The organism is Roseovarius sp., from assembly GCF_027019125.1.
In the GTDB taxonomy this organism is placed as follows: domain Bacteria; phylum Pseudomonadota; class Alphaproteobacteria; order Rhodobacterales; family Rhodobacteraceae; genus Roseovarius.
The window spans coordinates 1-17,603 of the sequence record NZ_JALUXE010000018.1 but is presented as its reverse complement, the minus strand read 5'-3'; the positions used below and the strand labels follow the sequence as shown (position 1 = coordinate 17,603).

General features: G+C 64.1%; 22 protein-coding genes. 16 read left to right on the top strand and 6 right to left on the bottom strand.

Annotation, left to right across the window (positions count from 1 at the left end; all coding sequences use genetic code 11):
• Positions 1–65 precede the first annotated feature (65 nt).
• The 4 genes from MVC20_RS07075 to sigJ all read left to right on the top strand — a co-directional run bounded on the left by MVC20_RS07075 (position 66) and on the right by sigJ (position 2,141).
• Positions 66–257 (top strand): DUF1674 domain-containing protein, encoded by a 192-nt coding sequence (locus MVC20_RS07075; RefSeq protein WP_297539779.1) that lies wholly within the window; start codon positions 66–68, stop codon positions 255–257.
• A 95-nt stretch (positions 258–352) separates the two neighbouring features.
• Positions 353–736 carry a hypothetical protein gene (locus tag MVC20_RS07070; protein ID WP_297539777.1) on the top strand — a complete coding sequence of 128 codons (384 nt, stop codon included), beginning with the start codon at positions 353–355 and terminating at the stop codon, positions 734–736.
• A complete protein-coding gene (locus MVC20_RS07065; RefSeq protein ID WP_297539775.1) occupies positions 733–1,272 on the top strand; it encodes a hypothetical protein in 540 nt (179 codons plus the stop codon). Before MVC20_RS07070 ends, MVC20_RS07065 begins: the two co-directional genes overlap by 4 nt.
• Positions 1,269–2,141: an RNA polymerase sigma factor SigJ gene (gene sigJ / locus MVC20_RS07060; RefSeq protein WP_297539773.1), complete on the top strand. Its 873-nt coding sequence runs from the start codon at positions 1,269–1,271 to the stop codon at positions 2,139–2,141. The genes MVC20_RS07065 and sigJ overlap by 4 nt, the downstream gene beginning before the upstream one ends.
• 31 nt (positions 2,142–2,172) lie before the next feature.
• On the opposite strand, the gene MVC20_RS07055 is transcribed toward sigJ, so the two are convergent.
• Positions 2,173–2,526 (bottom strand): dihydrodipicolinate reductase, encoded by a 354-nt coding sequence (locus MVC20_RS07055; RefSeq protein ID WP_297539771.1) that lies wholly within the window; start codon positions 2,524–2,526, stop codon positions 2,173–2,175.
• A 56-nt stretch (positions 2,527–2,582) separates the two neighbouring features.
• Positions 2,583–3,401 carry a 4-hydroxy-tetrahydrodipicolinate reductase gene (gene dapB / locus MVC20_RS07050; protein WP_297539769.1) on the bottom strand — a complete coding sequence of 273 codons (819 nt, stop codon included), beginning with the start codon at positions 3,399–3,401 and terminating at the stop codon, positions 2,583–2,585.
• Between the two features lie 162 nt (positions 3,402–3,563).
• Here dapB and rbfA point away from each other — a divergent pair, with 162 nt between their 5' ends.
• From rbfA to MVC20_RS07030, 4 genes are read left to right on the top strand one after another with little or no spacing between them, the layout of a single operon-like run.
• Entirely contained in the window at positions 3,564–3,959 is a 396-nt protein-coding gene (gene rbfA / locus MVC20_RS07045) for a 30S ribosome-binding factor RbfA (protein WP_297539767.1), read from the top strand.
• On the top strand, positions 3,946–4,704 hold the full coding sequence (locus MVC20_RS07040; protein ID WP_297539765.1) for a phosphodiester glycosidase family protein: 759 nt from the start codon (positions 3,946–3,948) through the stop codon (positions 4,702–4,704). The genes rbfA and MVC20_RS07040 overlap by 14 nt, the downstream gene beginning before the upstream one ends.
• A gap of 36 nt (positions 4,705–4,740) precedes the next feature.
• A complete protein-coding gene (gene truB, locus MVC20_RS07035) occupies positions 4,741–5,646 on the top strand; it encodes a tRNA pseudouridine(55) synthase TruB (RefSeq protein WP_297539764.1) in 906 nt (301 codons plus the stop codon).
• Entirely contained in the window at positions 5,643–6,212 is a 570-nt protein-coding gene (locus MVC20_RS07030) for a DUF1643 domain-containing protein (RefSeq protein WP_297539762.1), read from the top strand. Before truB ends, MVC20_RS07030 begins: the two co-directional genes overlap by 4 nt.
• A gap of 6 nt (positions 6,213–6,218) precedes the next feature.
• On the opposite strand, the gene MVC20_RS07025 is transcribed toward MVC20_RS07030, so the two are convergent.
• Both MVC20_RS07025 and MVC20_RS07020 read right to left on the bottom strand, forming a co-directional pair.
• Positions 6,219–6,851 (bottom strand): enoyl-CoA hydratase/isomerase family protein, encoded by a 633-nt coding sequence (locus tag MVC20_RS07025; protein ID WP_297539760.1) that lies wholly within the window; start codon positions 6,849–6,851, stop codon positions 6,219–6,221.
• Positions 6,848–7,597, bottom strand: coding sequence for an SDR family oxidoreductase (locus tag MVC20_RS07020; RefSeq protein WP_297539758.1), 750 nt, complete (start codon positions 7,595–7,597; stop codon positions 6,848–6,850). The genes MVC20_RS07025 and MVC20_RS07020 overlap by 4 nt, the downstream gene beginning before the upstream one ends.
• Positions 7,598–7,678: 81 nt before the next feature.
• Between MVC20_RS07020 and MVC20_RS07015 the strand changes: the two genes are divergently transcribed.
• The 4 genes from MVC20_RS07015 (at position 7,679) to MVC20_RS07000 (ending at position 12,475) form a co-directional block, all read left to right on the top strand.
• Positions 7,679–9,247, top strand: a complete 1,569-nt coding sequence (locus MVC20_RS07015) for a DUF2125 domain-containing protein (protein ID WP_297539756.1) — start codon at positions 7,679–7,681, stop codon at positions 9,245–9,247.
• A 117-nt stretch (positions 9,248–9,364) separates the two neighbouring features.
• Positions 9,365–10,711 carry a TldD/PmbA family protein gene (locus MVC20_RS07010; protein WP_297539754.1) on the top strand — a complete coding sequence of 449 codons (1,347 nt, stop codon included), beginning with the start codon at positions 9,365–9,367 and terminating at the stop codon, positions 10,709–10,711.
• Positions 10,698–11,477: a 3'(2'),5'-bisphosphate nucleotidase CysQ gene (locus MVC20_RS07005; RefSeq protein ID WP_297539753.1), complete on the top strand. Its 780-nt coding sequence runs from the start codon at positions 10,698–10,700 to the stop codon at positions 11,475–11,477. Before MVC20_RS07010 ends, MVC20_RS07005 begins: the two co-directional genes overlap by 14 nt.
• A gap of 77 nt (positions 11,478–11,554) precedes the next feature.
• Positions 11,555–12,475, top strand: coding sequence for a DMT family transporter (locus MVC20_RS07000; protein WP_297539751.1), 921 nt, complete (start codon positions 11,555–11,557; stop codon positions 12,473–12,475).
• On the opposite strand, the gene MVC20_RS06995 is transcribed toward MVC20_RS07000, so the two are convergent.
• Entirely contained in the window at positions 12,414–13,232 is an 819-nt protein-coding gene (locus tag MVC20_RS06995) for a glycosyltransferase (protein WP_297539749.1), read from the bottom strand. The two genes, MVC20_RS07000 and MVC20_RS06995, sit on opposite strands and share 62 nt — an antisense overlap.
• A gap of 13 nt (positions 13,233–13,245) precedes the next feature.
• Positions 13,246–14,064, bottom strand: coding sequence for a putative rhamnosyl transferase (locus tag MVC20_RS06990; protein ID WP_297539747.1), 819 nt, complete (start codon positions 14,062–14,064; stop codon positions 13,246–13,248).
• Between the two features lie 329 nt (positions 14,065–14,393).
• Between MVC20_RS06990 and rpsL the strand changes: the two genes are divergently transcribed.
• The 4 genes from rpsL to MVC20_RS06970 form a co-directional block, all read left to right on the top strand.
• Entirely contained in the window at positions 14,394–14,765 is a 372-nt protein-coding gene (gene rpsL, locus MVC20_RS06985; RefSeq protein ID WP_008281863.1) for a 30S ribosomal protein S12, read from the top strand.
• 12 nt (positions 14,766–14,777) lie between these two features.
• Positions 14,778–15,248, top strand: coding sequence for a 30S ribosomal protein S7 (gene rpsG / locus MVC20_RS06980; RefSeq protein ID WP_297539744.1), 471 nt, complete (start codon positions 14,778–14,780; stop codon positions 15,246–15,248).
• A 20-nt stretch (positions 15,249–15,268) separates the two neighbouring features.
• Positions 15,269–17,392 carry an elongation factor G gene (fusA, locus tag MVC20_RS06975; protein WP_297539742.1) on the top strand — a complete coding sequence of 708 codons (2,124 nt, stop codon included), beginning with the start codon at positions 15,269–15,271 and terminating at the stop codon, positions 17,390–17,392.
• Positions 17,393–17,476: 84 nt separating this feature from the next.
• A partial coding sequence (locus MVC20_RS06970) for a GTP-binding protein (RefSeq protein WP_297539853.1) occupies positions 17,477–17,603 on the top strand: 127 nt, incomplete at its 3' end.

Genomic DNA, 17,603 nt, shown 5'->3' with positions numbered 1-17,603 from the left:
CATGTCCTTGGCGAGCGGTTGGCTGTGCGATATATCAAGAGGGTCTTGCCAAGGAAAGCCCGCCCATGACCGATGATGACAGCGACCAGCACCGCGACTTGCCCGCCGCCGCCAAACGTGCATTGGCCGAGGCCGAAGCACGGCGCAAGGCCGCCGAGGCACTGGACCTGCCGCGCGAATTGGGGGGGCGGCGCGAGGGGCTGGAGCCCGTACGCTATGGCGATTGGGAGAAAAAGGGCCTCGCCATCGATTTCTAAACCGGGCGGGATAGCCCCCGATCCCCGCTCTTTTTCAACATCGCCTGTCACAACTCGGCCCTCCGTTTCGTCTTTACGGGACAAGGAGGTGCTAAATGACGCGATCTTTCATAGCTCTTGTAGCGGCGTGGTGCGGGGGAATCGGGCTTTGGCTCGTGGTCTCGCCCGGGGGATTCTACGCCACCATTCCCGGCGTGTCCGACACCGGCGCGTTCAACATTCATTTTTTCCGCGACGTGGGTCTTGCCTTTGTGGCCTCTGCATTGGCACTGGGTGCCGGGGCGGTGCTGCGCGACTGGCGGGTGGCGCTCGCGGGGGCCGGATTCCCACTCATGCATGGCGGGCTGCACCTTGCCGAGGCGGTCGATCACGGGCCGCATGGCGGGGCGGGCGAGATCGTCGCCACCGTGCTGCCCGGGTTGATTGCGCTGGTCGCCGTGTTGTGCCTAAGGATCAAGGCACCGGAGGGCAGGTCATGATGCGTTGGCTGCTGAACATCGGGTTCCGACGCTTTGCGCGGCTCCATGAGTATGACACGACCTACCTTCAGGGGATGACCGATGCATGGCCCGGTGCAGGGCTGCGCTATCTTTTCCTGCCTGCGTTGAGCCGGTTGACCGGGCCTGATCCCGACATCTGGGCGGGCGCGATCCTTGCTTCTGTGTTGGACGGCGATTGCGGCCCCTGCGCGCAGCTTGTGTGTAACGACGCGCTGGCAAAGGGGGTGGACTCCGCGTGTCTGGCCGCCTGCCTGAGGCGCGATTTCGCGGCGGCTGGGGCGGTGGGTCTTGGCTTTTGCTTTGCAGAGGCGGCAATCGAAGGGGCGGAGGATGCCGAGACATTGCGCGCCGAGATCGTTCGGCGGCACGGGGCGCGTGCGGCCATCGCCGCAGCGTTTGCTGCCGCCTCGGGGCGGGTCTATCCGGTGCTCAAGCGCGGGCTGGGGCATGGCGCGGCCTGCCATGCGATCAGGCTGGGCGAAAAGGACATCGCGGTTGTGAAGGCAGATCCATGACCGGTGACGCGCTGCATCTCTTCGAGGCCGAGCGCCCGCACCTGACGGCACTGGCCTACCGGATGCTGGGCGAGCGCGCGGCGGCCGAAGACGTGGTTCAGGACGCGTGGCTGCGCTGGTCCGCACATGCGGCAACGGTTGAGGCGCCGCGCGCATGGCTGCGGCAGGTGACGACGCGATTGGCGGTGGACGCGCTGCGCCGCGCGCGGGCGCGGCGCGAGCATTACGTCGGCCCGTGGCTGCCCGAACCGATCATCGCCGAAGTGGACGAGGCCGATGGCGCGGCGCGGGTGGCGCTGGCTGAGGAGTGTCATCTTGCCCTTCTGTGGGCGATGGAAAGGCTTGGCCCCGAGGATCGCGCGGCGTTCCTCCTGCGTCGGGTATTCGATGCCGATTATGCCGAAATCGCTGCCGCGCTTGGTCGCAGTGAGACCGCCTGTCCTCAAATGGTGAGTCGCGCCGCCGCGCGCCTGAGAGAGGTGCGCCCGCGTTTCGCGCCTGACCAGAGCGCGGTTCGGGTGGCGCTCGACCGCTTCGCACAGGCGGCGATGGCACAGGATCACGCCACGGTACTTGCCATGCTCTCGCCCGATGTCACAGCCATCAGCGATGGCGGCGGCAAGGCGCGCGCGGCGCTGCGGTCGCTCATGGGGGCGTCAGAGGTGGCGCAGGTGATCCTCGCGGTCGCGGCAAAGGCCGGTCCTGCGGTGCCGCGGTGGGTGCAGGCCAATGGTGCGCCCGCGCTTGCGATTCTCGATGGGGGAGCGGAGGATGTGCTGTACACACTGACGCTGGACCCGTCGGGCAAGATCGACTGGATCTACATCATGCGCAATCCCGACAAGCTGTTGAACGTTGTGAGAGCTTGACGCGACTATTCCGGGTTTAGCATTCGCGGGCTTAGCGCAGGTAAAGATCCGCAAACTGCCCCGTGCCCTGATCCGAGATGAAGCGGATCGTGTCGCCATTCAGGCGCACCGCCTGACAGTTCGGGCCGAGGTCCATCTTGCCCCAAAAGAGGTCTCGGCAGAAGTAATCGCCATTCCAGCGCCATGCGCCGGTGACGTCCCGGCCAAAGGCGCGGCCTTTGATCTGGCCATCAGAGGTCACGCTGAGGGTGATGCCAAAGCGGGTCAGGTCCCGCCCTTCGATCAGTGACACGAACCGGTCGCGTTTGGTTACCGGGGCAAAGCCCTCTGCCATGGCAGGGGCGGCCAGTCCGAGGAACAGCAGGGCAGCAGAAAGAACGCGCATCGGGACACCAGACCAAAAGTGGTTTGCACTGGATACGCGAGAGCGCCGGGATCGGATCAGTTTTCGCCGAGGCCCAGAACGTCGATCATGTCATAGCTACCCGGTTTGCGCCCAAGCCCCCAGAGCGCGGCCTTGAGCGCCCCGCGCGCGAAAATGGCGCGGTCGGTGGCGATGTGGCGCAGCACGATCCGCTCGCCTGCCGCCGCAAAGATCACGTCATGTTCACCGACGATATCGCCGCCGCGAATGGCCGAAAATCCGATGTGCCCGCGCGTGCGCTTGCCGGTGATGCCGTCGCGGCCGCGGTCGCTCACACGGTCGAGCGCGACCCCGCGCCCCTCTGCTGCCGCTTCGCCCAGCATGAGCGCGGTGCCGGAGGGGGCATCGACCTTTTGATTGTGATGCGCCTCGACGATCTCGATGTCGAAATCCTCGTCCAGGGCGGCGGCCACGCGCTTGGTCAGTTGGGTGAGCAGATTGACGCCAAGGCTCATGTTGCCTGCGCGCACGATCACAGCGTGGCGCGCTGCGGCGTCGAGATGTTTGAGGTCGTCCGCGTCGAGCCCGGTGGTGCCGATCACATGCACGACCCGCGCCTGAGCGGCCAGCGTGGCGAACTCCCGCGTGGCCGCGGGGGAGGTGAAGTCGATCACCGCATGGGCGCGTGCGATCACCTCGAGCGGATCGTCGGTCACAGTCACACCCATCTCGGCCCCGCCCATGGCGCGACCCACATCCTGCCCGATCCAAGCGTGTCCGGGGCGCTCAAGCGCGCCGATGAGCGTCGCGCGCGGACTATCGGCAAGGGTGCGGATCAGCATCTGGCCCATGCGGCCAGAGGCCCCGGTGATCACGATGCCCGGCAGGTCGGTCATTGGCGGAACTCCTGGTGATGGTTTCGCGCCTGCATAGCGCGCTGTGCTTTATGCGGCAAGAGAGCGGGCAGGGCGAGGGCGGCACAGGAGTATTTCGGCCCAGAACAAGCCGGGCGGATTTCTGTGCTTGGAAATGCCTGTCCAAGCGATTAGATGCGGGACATGGCAAAGAACAAGTTTCATGACGGGCCCGGCCCTTCGCAACGGCAGCTTCGCGTGGGCGAGTTGATCCGCCGGACATTGTCCGAGGTTCTGATGCGGGGGGATATTCACGACCCCGATCTGAACCGCATTTCCGTGACGGTGGGCGAGGTGCGCACCTCGCCGGACCTCAAGATTGCGACCGCCTATGTGATGCCGTTGGGCGGCGAGGGGCAGGACGATCTGATCGCGCTCCTGGCGCGCAACAAGCATGAATTGCGGCGGATCATCGGCAAGAAGGTGGGGCTGAAATACGCGCCCGATCTGCGCTTTCGGCTGGATGAGACATTCGATCAGATGGATGAGACGCGACGCCTCTTTGACCAGGACACGGTGCGCCGGGATGTGGAAAGCTAGACTCTGGATCTTGCTTGCCGTGGCTTTTGGCTCTGGTGCCGTTCAGGCGGCCGAATGCCGTGGCGAACGGTTTGAAGGCGAAAGCTACACCGTGTGTGCCGTTGACATGGCGCGCGACGATCTGCGGCTTTTCCTCAACGACGCCGAGGCCGGGACACCCTTGGGCAGTTTCGGGGCCATCGAGGACCAGGTAAAGGCCGAGGGCAAGGCATTGGTCTTTGCGATGAATGCGGGCATGTATCATGCGGATCGCAGCCCGGTGGGCCTCTACGTGGAGGCGGGCCAAGAGGTGCGAGGCCTTGTCACTCGCGATGGTCCCGGCAATTTCGGCCTCTTGCCCAACGGGGTTTTCTGCATCCGCGAGGGCCGCGCCGATGTGATCGAGACCTTGCGTTTCGAGCGCGAGCGCCCGCGCTGTCGGGATGCCAGCCAATCGGGCCCGATGCTGGTCATTGATGGCGCGCTGCATCCAAGGTTTCTGAAGGATAGCGACAGTCTCTATATCCGCAACGGCGTGGGCACGTCCCGGGACGGACGGCGGGCGTTCTTCGTGATTTCGGATCGGGCGGTGAATTTCCATACGTTCGGGCGATTTTTCCGCGATCATCTGAAACTGCGTCAGGCGCTCTATTTCGACGGCAAGGTCTCGCGCCTCTATGCGCCCGCGCTTGGGCGCTCTGACATCGGCTTTCCTTTGGGGCCGATGGTGGGCGCGGTGATTGACGCGGGCACGGCAGTGGATTAGGCGCTGCGGGCTTAGGCAACAGGCAAAGGGCCGGGCATGGCACGCAAACGCAAGGGGCGCGAGATTTCGGGGTGGCTGGTGGTGGACAAGCCCGCTGGCATGACCTCGACCGCCGTGGTCAACAAGGTGAAATGGGCGTTGCAGGCGCAAAAGGCGGGCCATGCGGGCACGCTTGATCCCGAGGCGACGGGCGTGCTGGCGGTGGCGCTTGGCGAGGCGACCAAGACGGTGCCCCATATCACCGATGCGCTCAAGGCGTACACGTTCTGCGTACGCCTCGGGCAGGCAACCAACACCGATGACACCGAGGGCGAGGTGATCGCCGAGAGCGATCACCGTCCGACGGATGCAGAGATCAAGGCGGCGCTTGGCGGGTTCGTGGGCGACGTGATGCAGGTGCCGCCCAAGTATTCCGCCGTCAAGATCGACGGGCAGCGGGCCTATAAACTGGCGCGCGACGGTGAAGAGTTCGATGTCGCGGCGCGGCCTCTCTGGGTTGAGGAATTGCTGCTTGTGGACCGCCCAGATGCGGATCATGCGGTTCTGGAAATGACCTGTGGCAAGGGTGGGTATGTCCGCTCTGTGGCGCGCGATCTGGGCGAGAAGCTGGGTTGTTACGGCCATGTGGCGTGGTTGCGGCGGGTCTGGTCGGGGCCGTTCGAAGCCGAGGATGGCCTGAGTATCGAGGACATCGACCGGATGGCGCAGAGCCCTGAATTGGAGGCCTATGTGCGCCCGCTCGAAGAGGGGCTGGCCGATTTGCCCATGGTCACGGCCACGCCCGAGGGGGCGACGCGTCTGCGCAATGGCAATCCCGGCATGGTGATCGCGACGGGCATTGAATATGGCGATGAATGCTGGGCTGCAATTGACGGCAAGGCGGTGGCCGTGGGCCGCTACAAGGCGGGGGAATTGCACCCCAGCCGGGTGTTCAACCAATGAATGGTGGTGCCCCGGATCACCTGCACGATCCGGGCGGCAAGGTGCGCTTGCGCCTGCCCGATGGTGTGGTGGGGGGGGCGGAATACTCGGCCTGTGGGCGATACCGTCAGGTTCTGAGCCGGGATTGGACACCCGAAGGGGCGACACCGCGCCGGGTGCTCTTTGTGGGCATGAACCCGTCGGTGGCCAGTGCCGAAGTCTCCGATCCGACCTGTCACCGCGAGGTGATGTTTGCCAAGGATTGGGGATATTCCTTTTATTTCAAGGGCAACATGCTGGATTGGCGGGCGACCTCGCCCAAAGACCTGCCGCGCGAGCCGGATGTGGCGTGCAGCGCCGCGAACATCCCGGCGCTGGTGGCCATGGCGGAGCAATCAGAGCTTGTCGTGCTGGCCTATGGGAAACTTCACGCGCGCTATCAGGGCATCGTGCGGCACGCGCTGCGCGAGATTGCCGCCACGGGCAAGCCGCTGATGTGTCTGGGGTTGAACAAGGACGGTTCGGCCAAGCATCCGCTATACCTGCGCAAGGATACGATCCTCAGACCGTTTCCGATGCCGGTCTGAGCGCGGTCATTCCGCCGCGCGGCACATCGCCTTGAGCGCCGCCGCGTGATCGGGCGACGCGGCGAGGGCGTTAGCGGCCAGATCACGGGCCGATTGCATCAGGCTGTCGCCGGGGACGACACGGTCGAACAGCCCCCAGTCGAGCGCCTCTTGGGTGCTGAGCCGTGCCCCGGCCAGAAGGATCATCTTGGCGCGGGCCGGGCCGATCAGAGCGGCAAGGCGGGCGGGATCACTGGGTTGGGGCAGGAAGCCCAGTTTCATCACCGGGTAGAACGCGCCTGCGCCCTCGGCGGCGATGCGGATGTCACAGGCAAGCGCCATGCCTGTGGCCCCGCCTGCGACCGTTCCGTTAAGCGCGGCGATGCTGAGACCGGGCAGGGCGGCAATGGCACCCGAGAGGCGTTCCCAGACCGGGCTGGTGGCGAGGCCGGCGCGCGCGGCGTCCAGATCGGCGCCGGCGGAAAACACCTTGCCCGCTCCGGTCAGCACGAACACGCGGGCCTCTTGGGCGGCCTCTGCGATGTCGGCGAGGTCCGAGAGCATCGGCTCGGTCAGGGCATTGGCCTTGTCCGGGCGGTTGAGGGTCGCGATCCAGAGCCCGCCGTCGCGTTCGAGCGTGACCAGAGCATCCGCGCTCATATCAGGCCCACCCGGCGGCGGATCGCCTCGTCGCGCAGCGAGATTTCCTGTCCGGCGAACTCGGCAGCGTCAGGGCCGCACATCCAGAGCAGGGCGCGGGCGGGCCAATCGGCCGGGATATGGCTGGACCAGTCCAACTGGCTGACGGCATTGACGCCGCTGGCCTTGATCTCGCGCTGCATGTCGGTGGCCACCGTGCCGGGCGAGAGGCCCATGACGCGGATGCCCGCGGGGGCGGCTTCGAGGGTGGCGCAGCGGGTGAGCATCGCGGCTCCGGCCTTGGAGGTGCAATAGGCGCTCCAGCCTTCAAGCGGGTTATGGGCCGCGCCGGAACTGACGGTGAGGATGGTGCCTGCGCCGCGCGCGATCATGCCGGGCAGGGCGGCGCGCATGCCGTTGAACACGCCCTTGAGGTTCACGTCGATGGCGCGCGCCCAATCATCGGGATCAGCCTCGGACAGGGCGGTGATCGGTTCGATCACGCCGGCGTTGTTGATCAGTACATCGAGATGCCCAAAGGCGGTGTGGCAGGCGGCGACGGCGGCCTCCATCTCCCAAAAGCGGCTGACATCGCAGGGGATGGCGATGGCCGCGTGGCCGATCTCGCCCGCGAGGTCGGCAATTGCGTCGCCATTGCGCGCCGCCAGCGCGACATTCGCCCCGGCGGCGGCGAAAACCCGCGCAGCGGCGGCGCCGATGCCCTTGCTGGCGCCTGTGATGAGAACGCATTTGCCCTGCATATCCATGGTATTTCCCTTCTTGAATGCCCTTGTCCTAACGCCGGGGCTGGCCAAGTTCCAGTCAGATCATCCCTTGACCAAGCGGCGGTGACAACCGAAGTTGTCGGCAACCCCGATTTCAAAAAGGTGCTCTTCATGTCCTATATCCGCACGCTCGCCGCTTCGACCTCTGTGCTCTGCCTGTCGGCGACGGCCGGATTCGCCGATCTGACTGCGGCAGAGGTCTGGCAGGATTGGCAAAGCTATCTGGAAAGCAATGGCTATGCTGTCACCGCCGAGACGGCGCAGGCGGGCGATACGCTGACGATCCGCGATCTGGCGATGCGGATGGAGGTGCCCGAAGAGGGTGGCACCGTCGAGGTGCGCATGGGCGAGATGCAACTGGTCGAACAAGGCGACGGATCGGTGGCCGTGATCCTGCCTGCGGTCATGCCGATTGCGATGGACCTCAAGGATGAGGCGGGCGAGCAGGTTGCGGTCACCATGCAGGTGGCGCAAACGGGCATGGAGATGCTTGTGACCGGCGATGCCAGTGCAATGACCTATGATTACACCGCGCAAGAGGTGGCGATGACGCTGGATGATGTCGTTGCCGGTGCGCAGACGGTCGAGATCGGGGTCGCCGAGGTTCGCATGCTCGATATGGCCGGGCGGCATCAGAGCACGCTGGACGGGGCCACGCGCGCGGTCACCCAAGAGATGACCGCCGGTCCCGTGGCCTATGCGATTGATTTTACCGACCCCGAAGAAGGGGGGCGTGCCCGGGTCAACGGCACGATGGCGCGGCTCAGCATGACCGGGAATGGCGATATCGTCGATGGCGTGGACACCAGCGACATGGCCGCCGCGCTGCGCGCAGGTTTTCGGGTGAACAGTCAGATCGCCTATGAAGAGGGCAACACATCCTACAGGCTGACCAATGACGATGACGAGGTCGAAGGCACCCAGAGCTCGGCATCCGGAACCCTGCAGGTGGGCATGGGGCCGGATGGTCTGCGCTATGGCGGCGAGGGGCGCGACGTCAGCATTGCCCTGGCCGGAAGCGGGCTGCCCTTTCCCGTGACGGCCGAGATGGCGCGTATGGGGTTCGATTTCGCGATGCCCGTGGTCAAAAGCGACGCGGCGCAGGACTTTGCCTTGGCGCTCGAGTTCGGGGGATTCACCATGGCCGATGCAATCTGGGCCATGTTCGATCCGGGCGCGCAATTGCCGCGTGATCCGGCCACGATCAGCGTTGATGTGTCGGGGAAGGGGCGGCTCTTTTACGACCTGCTGGACCCTGCGCAGATGGCCAAGCTGGAAGAGGGGGACGAGGTGCCCGGCGAGATCGAGAGCGTCGTGCTCAATGACCTGACGGTCGATCTTGCGGGGGCCAAGCTGACCGGGGCGGGGGCGTTTACCTTTGATCAGACGGACCTGACCAGCTTTGACGGGGTGCCAGCCCCGGAAGGCGCGATTGATCTGCGGTTGGTGGGGGGCAATGGCCTTCTGGACAAGCTGATCGGGATGGGATTCGTGGCCGAGGATCAGGCGATGATGGTGCGTATGATGGCGGGTATGTTCGCGCGCGCCGGCAGCGGCGAGGATGAACTGACCTCGCGCATCGAAGTGACCGAGGAAGGTCAGGTGCTGGCCAATGGGCAACGCCTGAAATAACGCGGAGATGAGCGGCAAGACAGGGCCACGGGCGCAGGCGCGTGGCCTTTTGCTTCGTCGCGGGCTTGCGCGTGAGGGGGTGGCGGTCTACCTCAGGGCGGCAACAAGGAGATGCCGATGGCGAAAGCGCTCGATGAATTGACCCATGCGTTGATTGACGCGGCCCTGAAGGCAGGGGCCGAGGCGGCGGATGCCATTGCCCTGCGCGGGCAGTCGACCACAATCGACATGCGCGGTGGCAAGCTGGAGCAGGCAGAGCGCGCCGAGGGTGTGGACATCGGTCTGCGCGTTCTGATCGGCGGGCGACAGGCAAGCGTGTCGGCCTCGGATACCGGGGCCGCGACGATTGCGGCACTGGCCGAGCGGGCGGTCGCGATGGCGCGGGAAGCGCCGGTTGATCCCTATGCCGGGCTGGCCGAGCCGGGGCAATTGGCGAAAGATTGGGATGTGGCGGCGCTGGAACTGTGTGATCCGGCGCCTGAGCCCGCACCCGATGCCCTGGCGGGCATGGCGCAAGAGGCGGAAGCGGCGGCCTTGGCTGTGTCCGGTGTGACCCAGGTGCAATCGGCGACGGCGGGCTATAGCCACCGGGCCGTGCATATCGCGGCGAGCAACGGGTTTTCGGGCGGTTACGCGCGCAGCGAAACAGGGGTTTCCTGCGTGGCGATCGCCGGATCGGGCACCGGGATGGAGCGCGATTATGATGGCGACAGCCGGATTTTCGCCAGCGATTTGCGGGATGCGTCGGACATCGGGCAAAGGGCCGGTCTGCGCGCGGTGGAACGTCTGGGCGCGCGTCGCCCGCGCACCGGGGCCTATCCGGTGCTGTTCGACGAGCGCATTTCCGGGTCTTTGATCGGGCATCTGCTGGCGGCGGCCAACGGGGCGTCGGTGGCGCGGGGGTCGTCCTGGCTGCGGGGGCGTTTGGGCGAGCAGGTGCTGCCCGAGGCGCTGTCGGTGCTGGAGGATCCGCACGGTCCGCGCGTGAGCGGATCGCGCCCGTTTGATGCCGAGGGGCTGCCGACCGCCAAGCGGGCGATTGTGCAGGATGGCGTGCTGATGGGCTGGACGCTCGATCTGGCCACGGCGCGCAAGCTGGGGATGCAGAGCACGGCCAATGCCACGCGCGGCACGTCTTCCGCGCCCTCGCCGGGGACGTGGAACATCGCGCTCACCCAAGGCACGCAGAGCCGGGAGGATCTGATCCGCGAGATGGGCACGGGCCTCTTGGTGACGTCGATGATCGGCTCTACCATCAATCCCAACACAGGCGACTATTCGCGGGGCGCGGCGGGGTTCTGGGTCGAGAAGGGCGAGATTGCCTATCCGGTCAACGAATGCACCATCGCGGGAAGCCTCCCCGAGATGCTGCGCCGGATGATCCCGGCCAATGATGCGCGGCTGCATGTCGGCCGGGTGGTGCCATCGCTGCTGGTCGAGGGGTTGACGCTTGCCGGGGAATGATCTGGCGCTCTTGACCGAGGCCGCCTATGCGGCGGGGCGCATTGCCACGGGCTATGTTGGCGGGCCGCTCGACATGCAGGACAAACCGGGGGGTGCCGGGCCGGTGACGGCGGCGGATCTGGCGGTCAATGCCATGCTGCTCGAGCGCTTGCGCGCGGCGCGGCCCGGCTATGGCTGGTTGTCGGAAGAGACCGAGGATACAGCCGCGCGGCTGGAGGCGGAGCGGGTGTTCATCGTCGATCCTATCGACGGCACGCGCAGTTTCATCGAAGGCAGCGACAGTTGGGCCCATTCCTTGGCGGTGGCCAAGGGCGGCGTGGTGATCGCCGCCGTGGTCTATCTGCCGATGCGCGACAAGCTCTATGCCGCCGCCGCAGGGCAGGGGGCCACGCTGAACGGTGTTCCGATCCGGGCAACGGCGCGGGCGGATCTGGCGGGTGCGTCGATATTGGCGGCCAAGCCCAATTACGCGCCCGAGAATTGGCGGGGGGGCCGCGTGCCCGAGGTCGCCCGTGCCTTTCGCCCCTCGCTGGCCTATCGCCTGAGCCTTGTGGCCGAGGGGCGGTATGACGCGATGATGACCCTGCGCCCATCATGGGAATGGGACATTGCGGCGGGCGATCTGATCCTGCGCGAGGCGGGGGCGGTCACATCGGACCGCCGCGCCGTGCCGCTCCGGTTCAACAATCCGGTGCCGATGGTCGATGGCGTGCTGGCGGCAAACCCGCTGTTGCATGGGGCGCTGCACGCCGCCTTGGCCGCGTGATCCACCTAGCGCCCCCTTGCGCCCGCTGGTGATCCGCGTCTAATGCGCGGGCGACAGGATTAAATAACAGGCACATCATGCCCCGCTCCGACAATCTGACCGGTGCCCTTCTGATGATGGGGTCAATGGCCGCGTTCACGCTGAACGATGCCATGATCAAGGGGCTGGCCGGGCAGGTTCCGCTCTTTCAGGTGATGTTTCTGCGCGGGGTGGTGACGACGATCCTTGTTGCGCTGATCGCGTGGAAGATGGGCGCGCTCAAGCGGCATTTGCCGCGCGAGGATTGGGGGCCGGTGTTCTGGCGTCTGGTGGGCGAAATCGGATCGGCCTATTTCTTTGTCTCGGCTCTCTACCATATGCCGCTGGCCAATATCAGCGCGATCATGCAGGCCTTGCCGCTGACGCTGACATTGGCCGCCGCGCTTTTTTTCCGCGAGCCGGTGGGCTGGCGGCGGATGGCGGCGATCTTGGCCGGGTTTGTCGGCGTGATGCTGATCGTGCGGCCAGGCACCGAAGGGTTCAACATCTATTCGGTCTACGGATTGGCGGCGGTGGCCTTTGTCACGCTGCGCGATCTGGCCACACGGCGGTTGTCGCGCGATGTGCCTTCGATGCTGGTGACGCTGTTCAACTCGTTTTTCATCATGGCCTTCTTCGGTCTGGGAAGCCTGACAGGCGAGTGGGTCGCGCTCGATGGGCAGGCCGCGCTGTTGATCTGTGGCGCGGCGGTGATGATCATCGGCGGCTATCTGTTTTCAATCATGGTGATGCGGGTTGGCGAGATCAGTTTCGTGGCACCGTTTCGGTACACCAGCCTGATTTGGGCCTTGATTCTGGGGTGGTTGGTGTTCGGCGACTGGCCGCAGACGCTGACCTTGGTCGGGGCGGCAATCGTGGTGGCCAGCGGGCTCTTTACGCTGTACCGCGAGGCGCAGATCAACCGGCGGGCCAAGGCGAATTTGAAAAAACAGCTTTCACTTGGTCCTCGTCCACGTTGAACTGAGACTTGAAAAAGGCAGCTTCGCGGGCATCAATCGGGTGCATCGGGCCGGTTTTGTATTTGGCGTGAGAGTCGTTATCGGCATGTTTGGCGCGCAGATACATATGCGGGCCGGGCTGGATCAGCGTGGGCATGTCGAAATGCAGCTTGTGATGGCCAAAGTTCATCACGGTCATCGGATCGCCGGGGCGAAAGAGCACGGCAAGGCCGCAGGCCCAAAACGGGGCTTGCAGTTCTTCGGCGACGATCCCGCGTTCTGACAGGGTGACGGAATAGCCACGGTTATAGTCGATGGCCATGTAGCGCCAGCTCTTGCGCATGGTGCGGGTGTGTTTCTCGAACCAGCGCAGGCTACGCACAAAGCCGAGACCGACCGCATCGTCATCATCGAGGCGGAATTGCATGGAGAGGTCGGTATCGTCGCCCAGTTCCTCCTTGATCGCCAGTTGCATGGCAAGGCGATGCTTCATCGGTTCGCTTTCGATGATCTTGATCTGCGGCACCGGGGCGGTCAGATCATGCAGGCGCTCCAGATAGGGTTTGGGCATATTCTGTCCGATCATCACGAGAAAGGTGAAATCGGGGTTCTGCTGCGCCGCGATGGAGGGCAGGGTCAGGCATTCGAAATGGCGAAACCGCAGTTCCATCCGGGCGGGGGCATAGAGATAGGCCTCGCGCTCCTCGACCGTGTCATGCATGCGTTTGAAGCCGCCCAGGGCGGGATATGAAAACCGGCAAATCCCGATCACACGCATCTGTTGCGGTCCCCTAGCGAAAGCTCGCGCGGACCCGGTCCGCGTCGATGTGAAAATGATCGCGAAAGAGTGCCTCGCCTTCGGCATCGAGCAACGAGAGCTTGGGCATGCGCACCCCTTCCTTTTGGCGCGAGTCATTATAGCCGTTGTGCCCGCGCACGAACATCGGTTCCTCGGGCCAAGAGAGGGTGGGCATGTTCTGCCAGAGGCGCGCGTGGGAATAGTTCATGATCGTATGGCGCACCCCGGGGCGAACAGAGAGGGCGAGGGCCGGGGTCCACATATGCTGGAATGTGGCCGAGGCCATGATACCCTCGGGTGTGGGGGTGGCGACAAAACCGTTGACAAAATCAATCGCGACATGGCGGTTGCTGCGCAAGAGGCCACGCGCGGCCTGGGCCAGTTTGCGCAGGCGTTCGACAAAGCGGACAGAGACCGCATCATCATCATCCATGCGGAATTGGAGGGATGGCTGATCGCTGTCGAGAACGGCTGCGTTGATGACCTCGCGCATCACGTCACGATGCCGCCCCGGTTCGCGGGTCACGACGCGGGCCTGTGGCAGCGACGCGAGATTGTCCATCAGCCGCTCGTGATCGCGCCGGGGCATGTTGGGGCCGATGACCACCAGCAAGGTAAAATCCGGATCGGTCTGCGCGCGCAAGGGAGGCAGGGTAAACTGCTCGAACAGGCGAAAGCGTTCCTGCATGCGTTCGGGGGCGTATAAATACGCCTCGCGCTCTGCGGTTTCGGTATGTTCGACCTGAAACCCACCGAGGGCTGGATAGGAAAACCGGCACAGGCCGATCACCTGCGAATTTGCATTCTCCATCCTGCGCCGCATGCCTTGAATTGCTTGGAACGACTGTGGCATTGGCCCGTGGTGAACGCAAGTCCGGACCTGTTGACAACCCCCGCGACTCCCCCTATACGCGCCCCATCCATGGCTGAGGGGGTCGCCCCGTCGCCTGTATCAGAACTGTAGTGGTCAAGATCCGGGCGAATGCGCCCCGATCCTCTGGAAACCCACCGCGTCGGACCCGGAATGCAGGGTGCGATTGCGGTCTTTGCGTATTGCGGACGCGCGATTCGCTTTTGATTAACCGCATGGGGCTGGTCCTTGTGCAGACACATGTGTTGAGAGACGGGGAAAGAACCGGAATGCCAACGATCCAACAGCTGATCCGCAAGCCGCGGCAGCCGAAAGTCAGAACCACCAAGTCACAGCATCTTCAGGGCTGCCCGCAGAAGCGTGGCGTTTGCACGCGCGTCTATACAACGACGCCGAAGAAGCCGAACTCGGCCATGCGTAAGGTTGCCAAGGTGCGCCTGACCAATGGCTTCGAGGTCATCAGCTACATCCCCGGCGAGAGCCACAACCTTCAGGAGCACTCTGTGGTTCTGATCCGTGGCGGCCGTGTAAAAGACCTTCCCGGTGTGCGTTACCACATCCTGCGCGGCGTGCTCGATACGCAAGGCGTCAAGGATCGTAAGCAGCGCCGTTCGAAATATGGCGCGAAGCGTCCGAAGTAAGAGGAATCACAGATGTCTCGTCGTCACGCCGCAGAAAAACGCGAAGTCCTGCCCGACGCCAAGTATGGCGATCGGGTTCTGACCAAGTTCATGAACAACCTGATGATCGACGGCAAGAAATCCGTCGCCGAAGCGATCGTCTACAACGCGCTCGAGCGCGTCGAGGGCAAGATCAAGCGCGCGCCCGTGGAAGTGTTCCACGAAGCGCTCGACAACATCAAGCCGTCGGTCGAAGTGCGCTCGCGCCGCGTCGGTGGTGCCACCTATCAGGTGCCCGTCGAAGTGCGCCCCGAGCGTCGCGAAGCTCTTGCCATTCGCTGGCTGATCAACGCGTCGCGCTCGCGCAATGAGAACACCATGGAAGAGCGTCTGGCAGGGGAACTGCTCGATGCGGTCCAGAGCCGCGGTTCGGCCGTGAAGAAGCGCGAAGACACCCACAAGATGGCAGACGCGAACAAAGCGTTCAGCCATTACCGCTGGTAAACCTCAGAGGCATTTGAAACATGGCACGCGACTATCCCCTCCAGCGTTACCGGAACTTCGGGATCATGGCCCACATCGATGCGGGCAAGACCACGACCACCGAACGCATTCTGTTCTACACCGGCAAGTCCCACAAGATCGGCGAAGTCCACGACGGCGCCGCAACGATGGACTGGATGGAGCAGGAGCAGGAACGCGGTATCACCATCACCTCGGCTGCGACCACGACCTTCTGGCAGCGCCAGGAAGATCCGACCGCCGAGGGCACGTCGGATACCAAATACCGCTTCAACATCATCGACACCCCCGGCCACGTCGACTTTACCATTGAAGTCGAGCGTTCGCTGGCGGTTCTCGATGGCGCGATCTGTCTGCTGGACGGGAACGCCGGTGTCGAGCCGCAGACCGAAACCGTGTGGCGTCAGGCTGACCGCTACAAGGTGCCGCGTCTGGTGTTCGTCAACAAGATGGACAAGATCGGCGCGGATTTCTTCAACTGCGTCAAGATGATCAAGGACCGCACCGGGGCGACCCCCGCACCCGTGGCCCTGCCGATCGGTGCCGAGGACCAGCTCGAAGGCATCATCGACCTGATCAAGATGGAAGAGTGGGTCTGGAAGGGTGAAGATCTGGGCGCGTCCTGGGTTCGCCAGCCGATCCGTGACGACCTCAAGGACATGGCCGACGAATGGCGCGCCAACCTGATCGAGATCGCCGTCGAAATGGACGACGACGCGATGGAAGGCTATCTCGAAGGCAAAGAGCCCGATGAAGAGACCCTGCGCGCGCTGATCCGCAAGGGCACGCTGTCGCTCAGCTTCGTGCCGGTTCTGGTTGGCTCTGCCTTCAAGAACAAGGGTGTGCAGCCGCTTCTGAACGCCGTGATCGACTTCTTGCCGTCGCCGCTCGACGTGCCGCCCTACATGGGCTTCAGCCCGGATGACGAGACCGAGACCCGGAACATCGCGCGTCACGCCGATGATGCCGAGCCCTTCTCGGCGCTCGCGTTCAAGATCATGAACGACCCCTTCGTTGGCTCGCTGACCTTCACACGCATCTATTCCGGCGTGATGAAGAAGGGCGATGCGATGCTCAATTCGACCAAAGGCAAGAAAGAGCGCGTTGGCCGGATGATGATGATGCACGCGATCAACCGCGAAGAGATCGAAGAAGCCTTTGCCGGCGACATCATCGCTCTGGCCGGTCTGAAAGAGACCACCACCGGTGACACGCTCTGTGATCCGGCCAAGCCGGTCGTGCTTGAAACCATGACCTTCCCCGATCCGGTGATCGAGATTGCCGTCGAGCCCAAGACCAAGGGCGACCAGGAAAAGATGTCGGCGGGTCTGGCCCGTCTGGCAGCAGAAGATCCCTCCTTCCGCGTCGAAACCGACCTCGAGTCCGGTCAGACCATCATGAAGGGCATGGGCGAACTGCATCTCGACATTCTGGTCGACCGTCTGCGTCGCGAGTTCAAGGTCGAGGCCAACATCGGTGCGCCGCAGGTGGCCTATCGTGAAACCATCAGCCATGAGGTCGAGCACACCTACACCCACAAGAAACAGTCGGGTGGTTCGGGTCAGTTCGCCGAGGTCAAGCTGGTCATCACGCCGACAGAGCCAGGCGAAGGCTTCACCTTCGAGAGCAAGATCGTCGGCGGTGCCGTGCCCAAGGAATATATCCCGGGCGTCGAAAAGGGTATCCGCTCGGTGATGGACAGCGGTCCGCTCGCCGGGTTCCCGGTGATCGACTTCAAGGTCGCCTTGATCGACGGTAAGTTCCACGATGTCGACTCGTCGGTTATGGCGTTCGAGATCGCGGGCCGGATGGGCATGCGCGAAGGTCTGAAGAAAGCCGGGGCGAAACTGCTCGAGCCGATCATGAAGGTCGAGGTGGTGACACCCGAAGAGTATACCGGCAACGTCATCGGCGATTTGACGTCGCGGCGCGGTCAGGTTTCGGGTCAGGATCAGCGTGGCAATGCCATCGCGATCAACGCCAACGTGCCGCTGGCCAACATGTTCGGCTATATCAACACGCTGCGCTCGATGTCTTCGGGACGCGCCCAGTTCACGATGCAATTCTCGCATTACGAGCCGGTGCCGCACAACATCTCGGAAGAGATCCAGAAGAAATACGCATAACGGCGGTGGGCAATCTGCCCACCCTACCACCCCCGTAGGGTGCGCCACGGCGCACCGCATCAGACACAAGAAGGAGCCAGAACCATGGCAAAGGAAAAGTTTGCACGTAACAAGCCGCATGTGAACATCGGCACGATCGGTCACGTTGACCACGGCAAGACGACGTTGACGGCGGCGATCACCAAGTATTTCGGCGAGTTCCGGGCCTATG

What these genes read in the sequence shown, in the direction of transcription:
- MVC20_RS07075 (WP_297539779.1), top strand. Translation starts at nt 66, where the DNA reads ATGACCGATGATGACAGCGACCAGCACCGCGACTTGCCCGCCGCCGCC.
- MVC20_RS07070 (WP_297539777.1), top strand. Translation starts at nt 353, where the DNA reads ATGACGCGATCTTTCATAGCTCTTGTAGCGGCGTGGTGCGGGGGAATC.
- MVC20_RS07065 (WP_297539775.1), top strand. Translation starts at nt 733, where the DNA reads ATGATGCGTTGGCTGCTGAACATCGGGTTCCGACGCTTTGCGCGGCTC.
- sigJ (WP_297539773.1), top strand. Translation starts at nt 1,269, where the DNA reads ATGACCGGTGACGCGCTGCATCTCTTCGAGGCCGAGCGCCCGCACCTG.
- MVC20_RS07055 (WP_297539771.1), bottom strand. Translation starts at nt 2,526, where the DNA reads ATGCGCGTTCTTTCTGCTGCCCTGCTGTTCCTCGGACTGGCCGCCCCT.
- dapB (WP_297539769.1), bottom strand. Translation starts at nt 3,401, where the DNA reads ATGACCGACCTGCCGGGCATCGTGATCACCGGGGCCTCTGGCCGCATG.
- rbfA (WP_297539767.1), top strand. Translation starts at nt 3,564, where the DNA reads ATGGCAAAGAACAAGTTTCATGACGGGCCCGGCCCTTCGCAACGGCAG.
- MVC20_RS07040 (WP_297539765.1), top strand. Translation starts at nt 3,946, where the DNA reads ATGTGGAAAGCTAGACTCTGGATCTTGCTTGCCGTGGCTTTTGGCTCT.
- truB (WP_297539764.1), top strand. Translation starts at nt 4,741, where the DNA reads ATGGCACGCAAACGCAAGGGGCGCGAGATTTCGGGGTGGCTGGTGGTG.
- MVC20_RS07030 (WP_297539762.1), top strand. Translation starts at nt 5,643, where the DNA reads ATGAATGGTGGTGCCCCGGATCACCTGCACGATCCGGGCGGCAAGGTG.
- MVC20_RS07025 (WP_297539760.1), bottom strand. Translation starts at nt 6,851, where the DNA reads ATGAGCGCGGATGCTCTGGTCACGCTCGAACGCGACGGCGGGCTCTGG.
- MVC20_RS07020 (WP_297539758.1), bottom strand. Translation starts at nt 7,597, where the DNA reads ATGGATATGCAGGGCAAATGCGTTCTCATCACAGGCGCCAGCAAGGGC.
- MVC20_RS07010 (WP_297539754.1), top strand. Translation starts at nt 9,365, where the DNA reads ATGGCGAAAGCGCTCGATGAATTGACCCATGCGTTGATTGACGCGGCC.
- MVC20_RS07000 (WP_297539751.1), top strand. Translation starts at nt 11,555, where the DNA reads ATGCCCCGCTCCGACAATCTGACCGGTGCCCTTCTGATGATGGGGTCA.
- MVC20_RS06995 (WP_297539749.1), bottom strand. Translation starts at nt 13,232, where the DNA reads ATGCGTGTGATCGGGATTTGCCGGTTTTCATATCCCGCCCTGGGCGGC.
- MVC20_RS06990 (WP_297539747.1), bottom strand. Translation starts at nt 14,064, where the DNA reads ATGGAGAATGCAAATTCGCAGGTGATCGGCCTGTGCCGGTTTTCCTAT.
- rpsL (WP_008281863.1), top strand. Translation starts at nt 14,394, where the DNA reads ATGCCAACGATCCAACAGCTGATCCGCAAGCCGCGGCAGCCGAAAGTC.
- rpsG (WP_297539744.1), top strand. Translation starts at nt 14,778, where the DNA reads ATGTCTCGTCGTCACGCCGCAGAAAAACGCGAAGTCCTGCCCGACGCC.
- fusA (WP_297539742.1), top strand. Translation starts at nt 15,269, where the DNA reads ATGGCACGCGACTATCCCCTCCAGCGTTACCGGAACTTCGGGATCATG.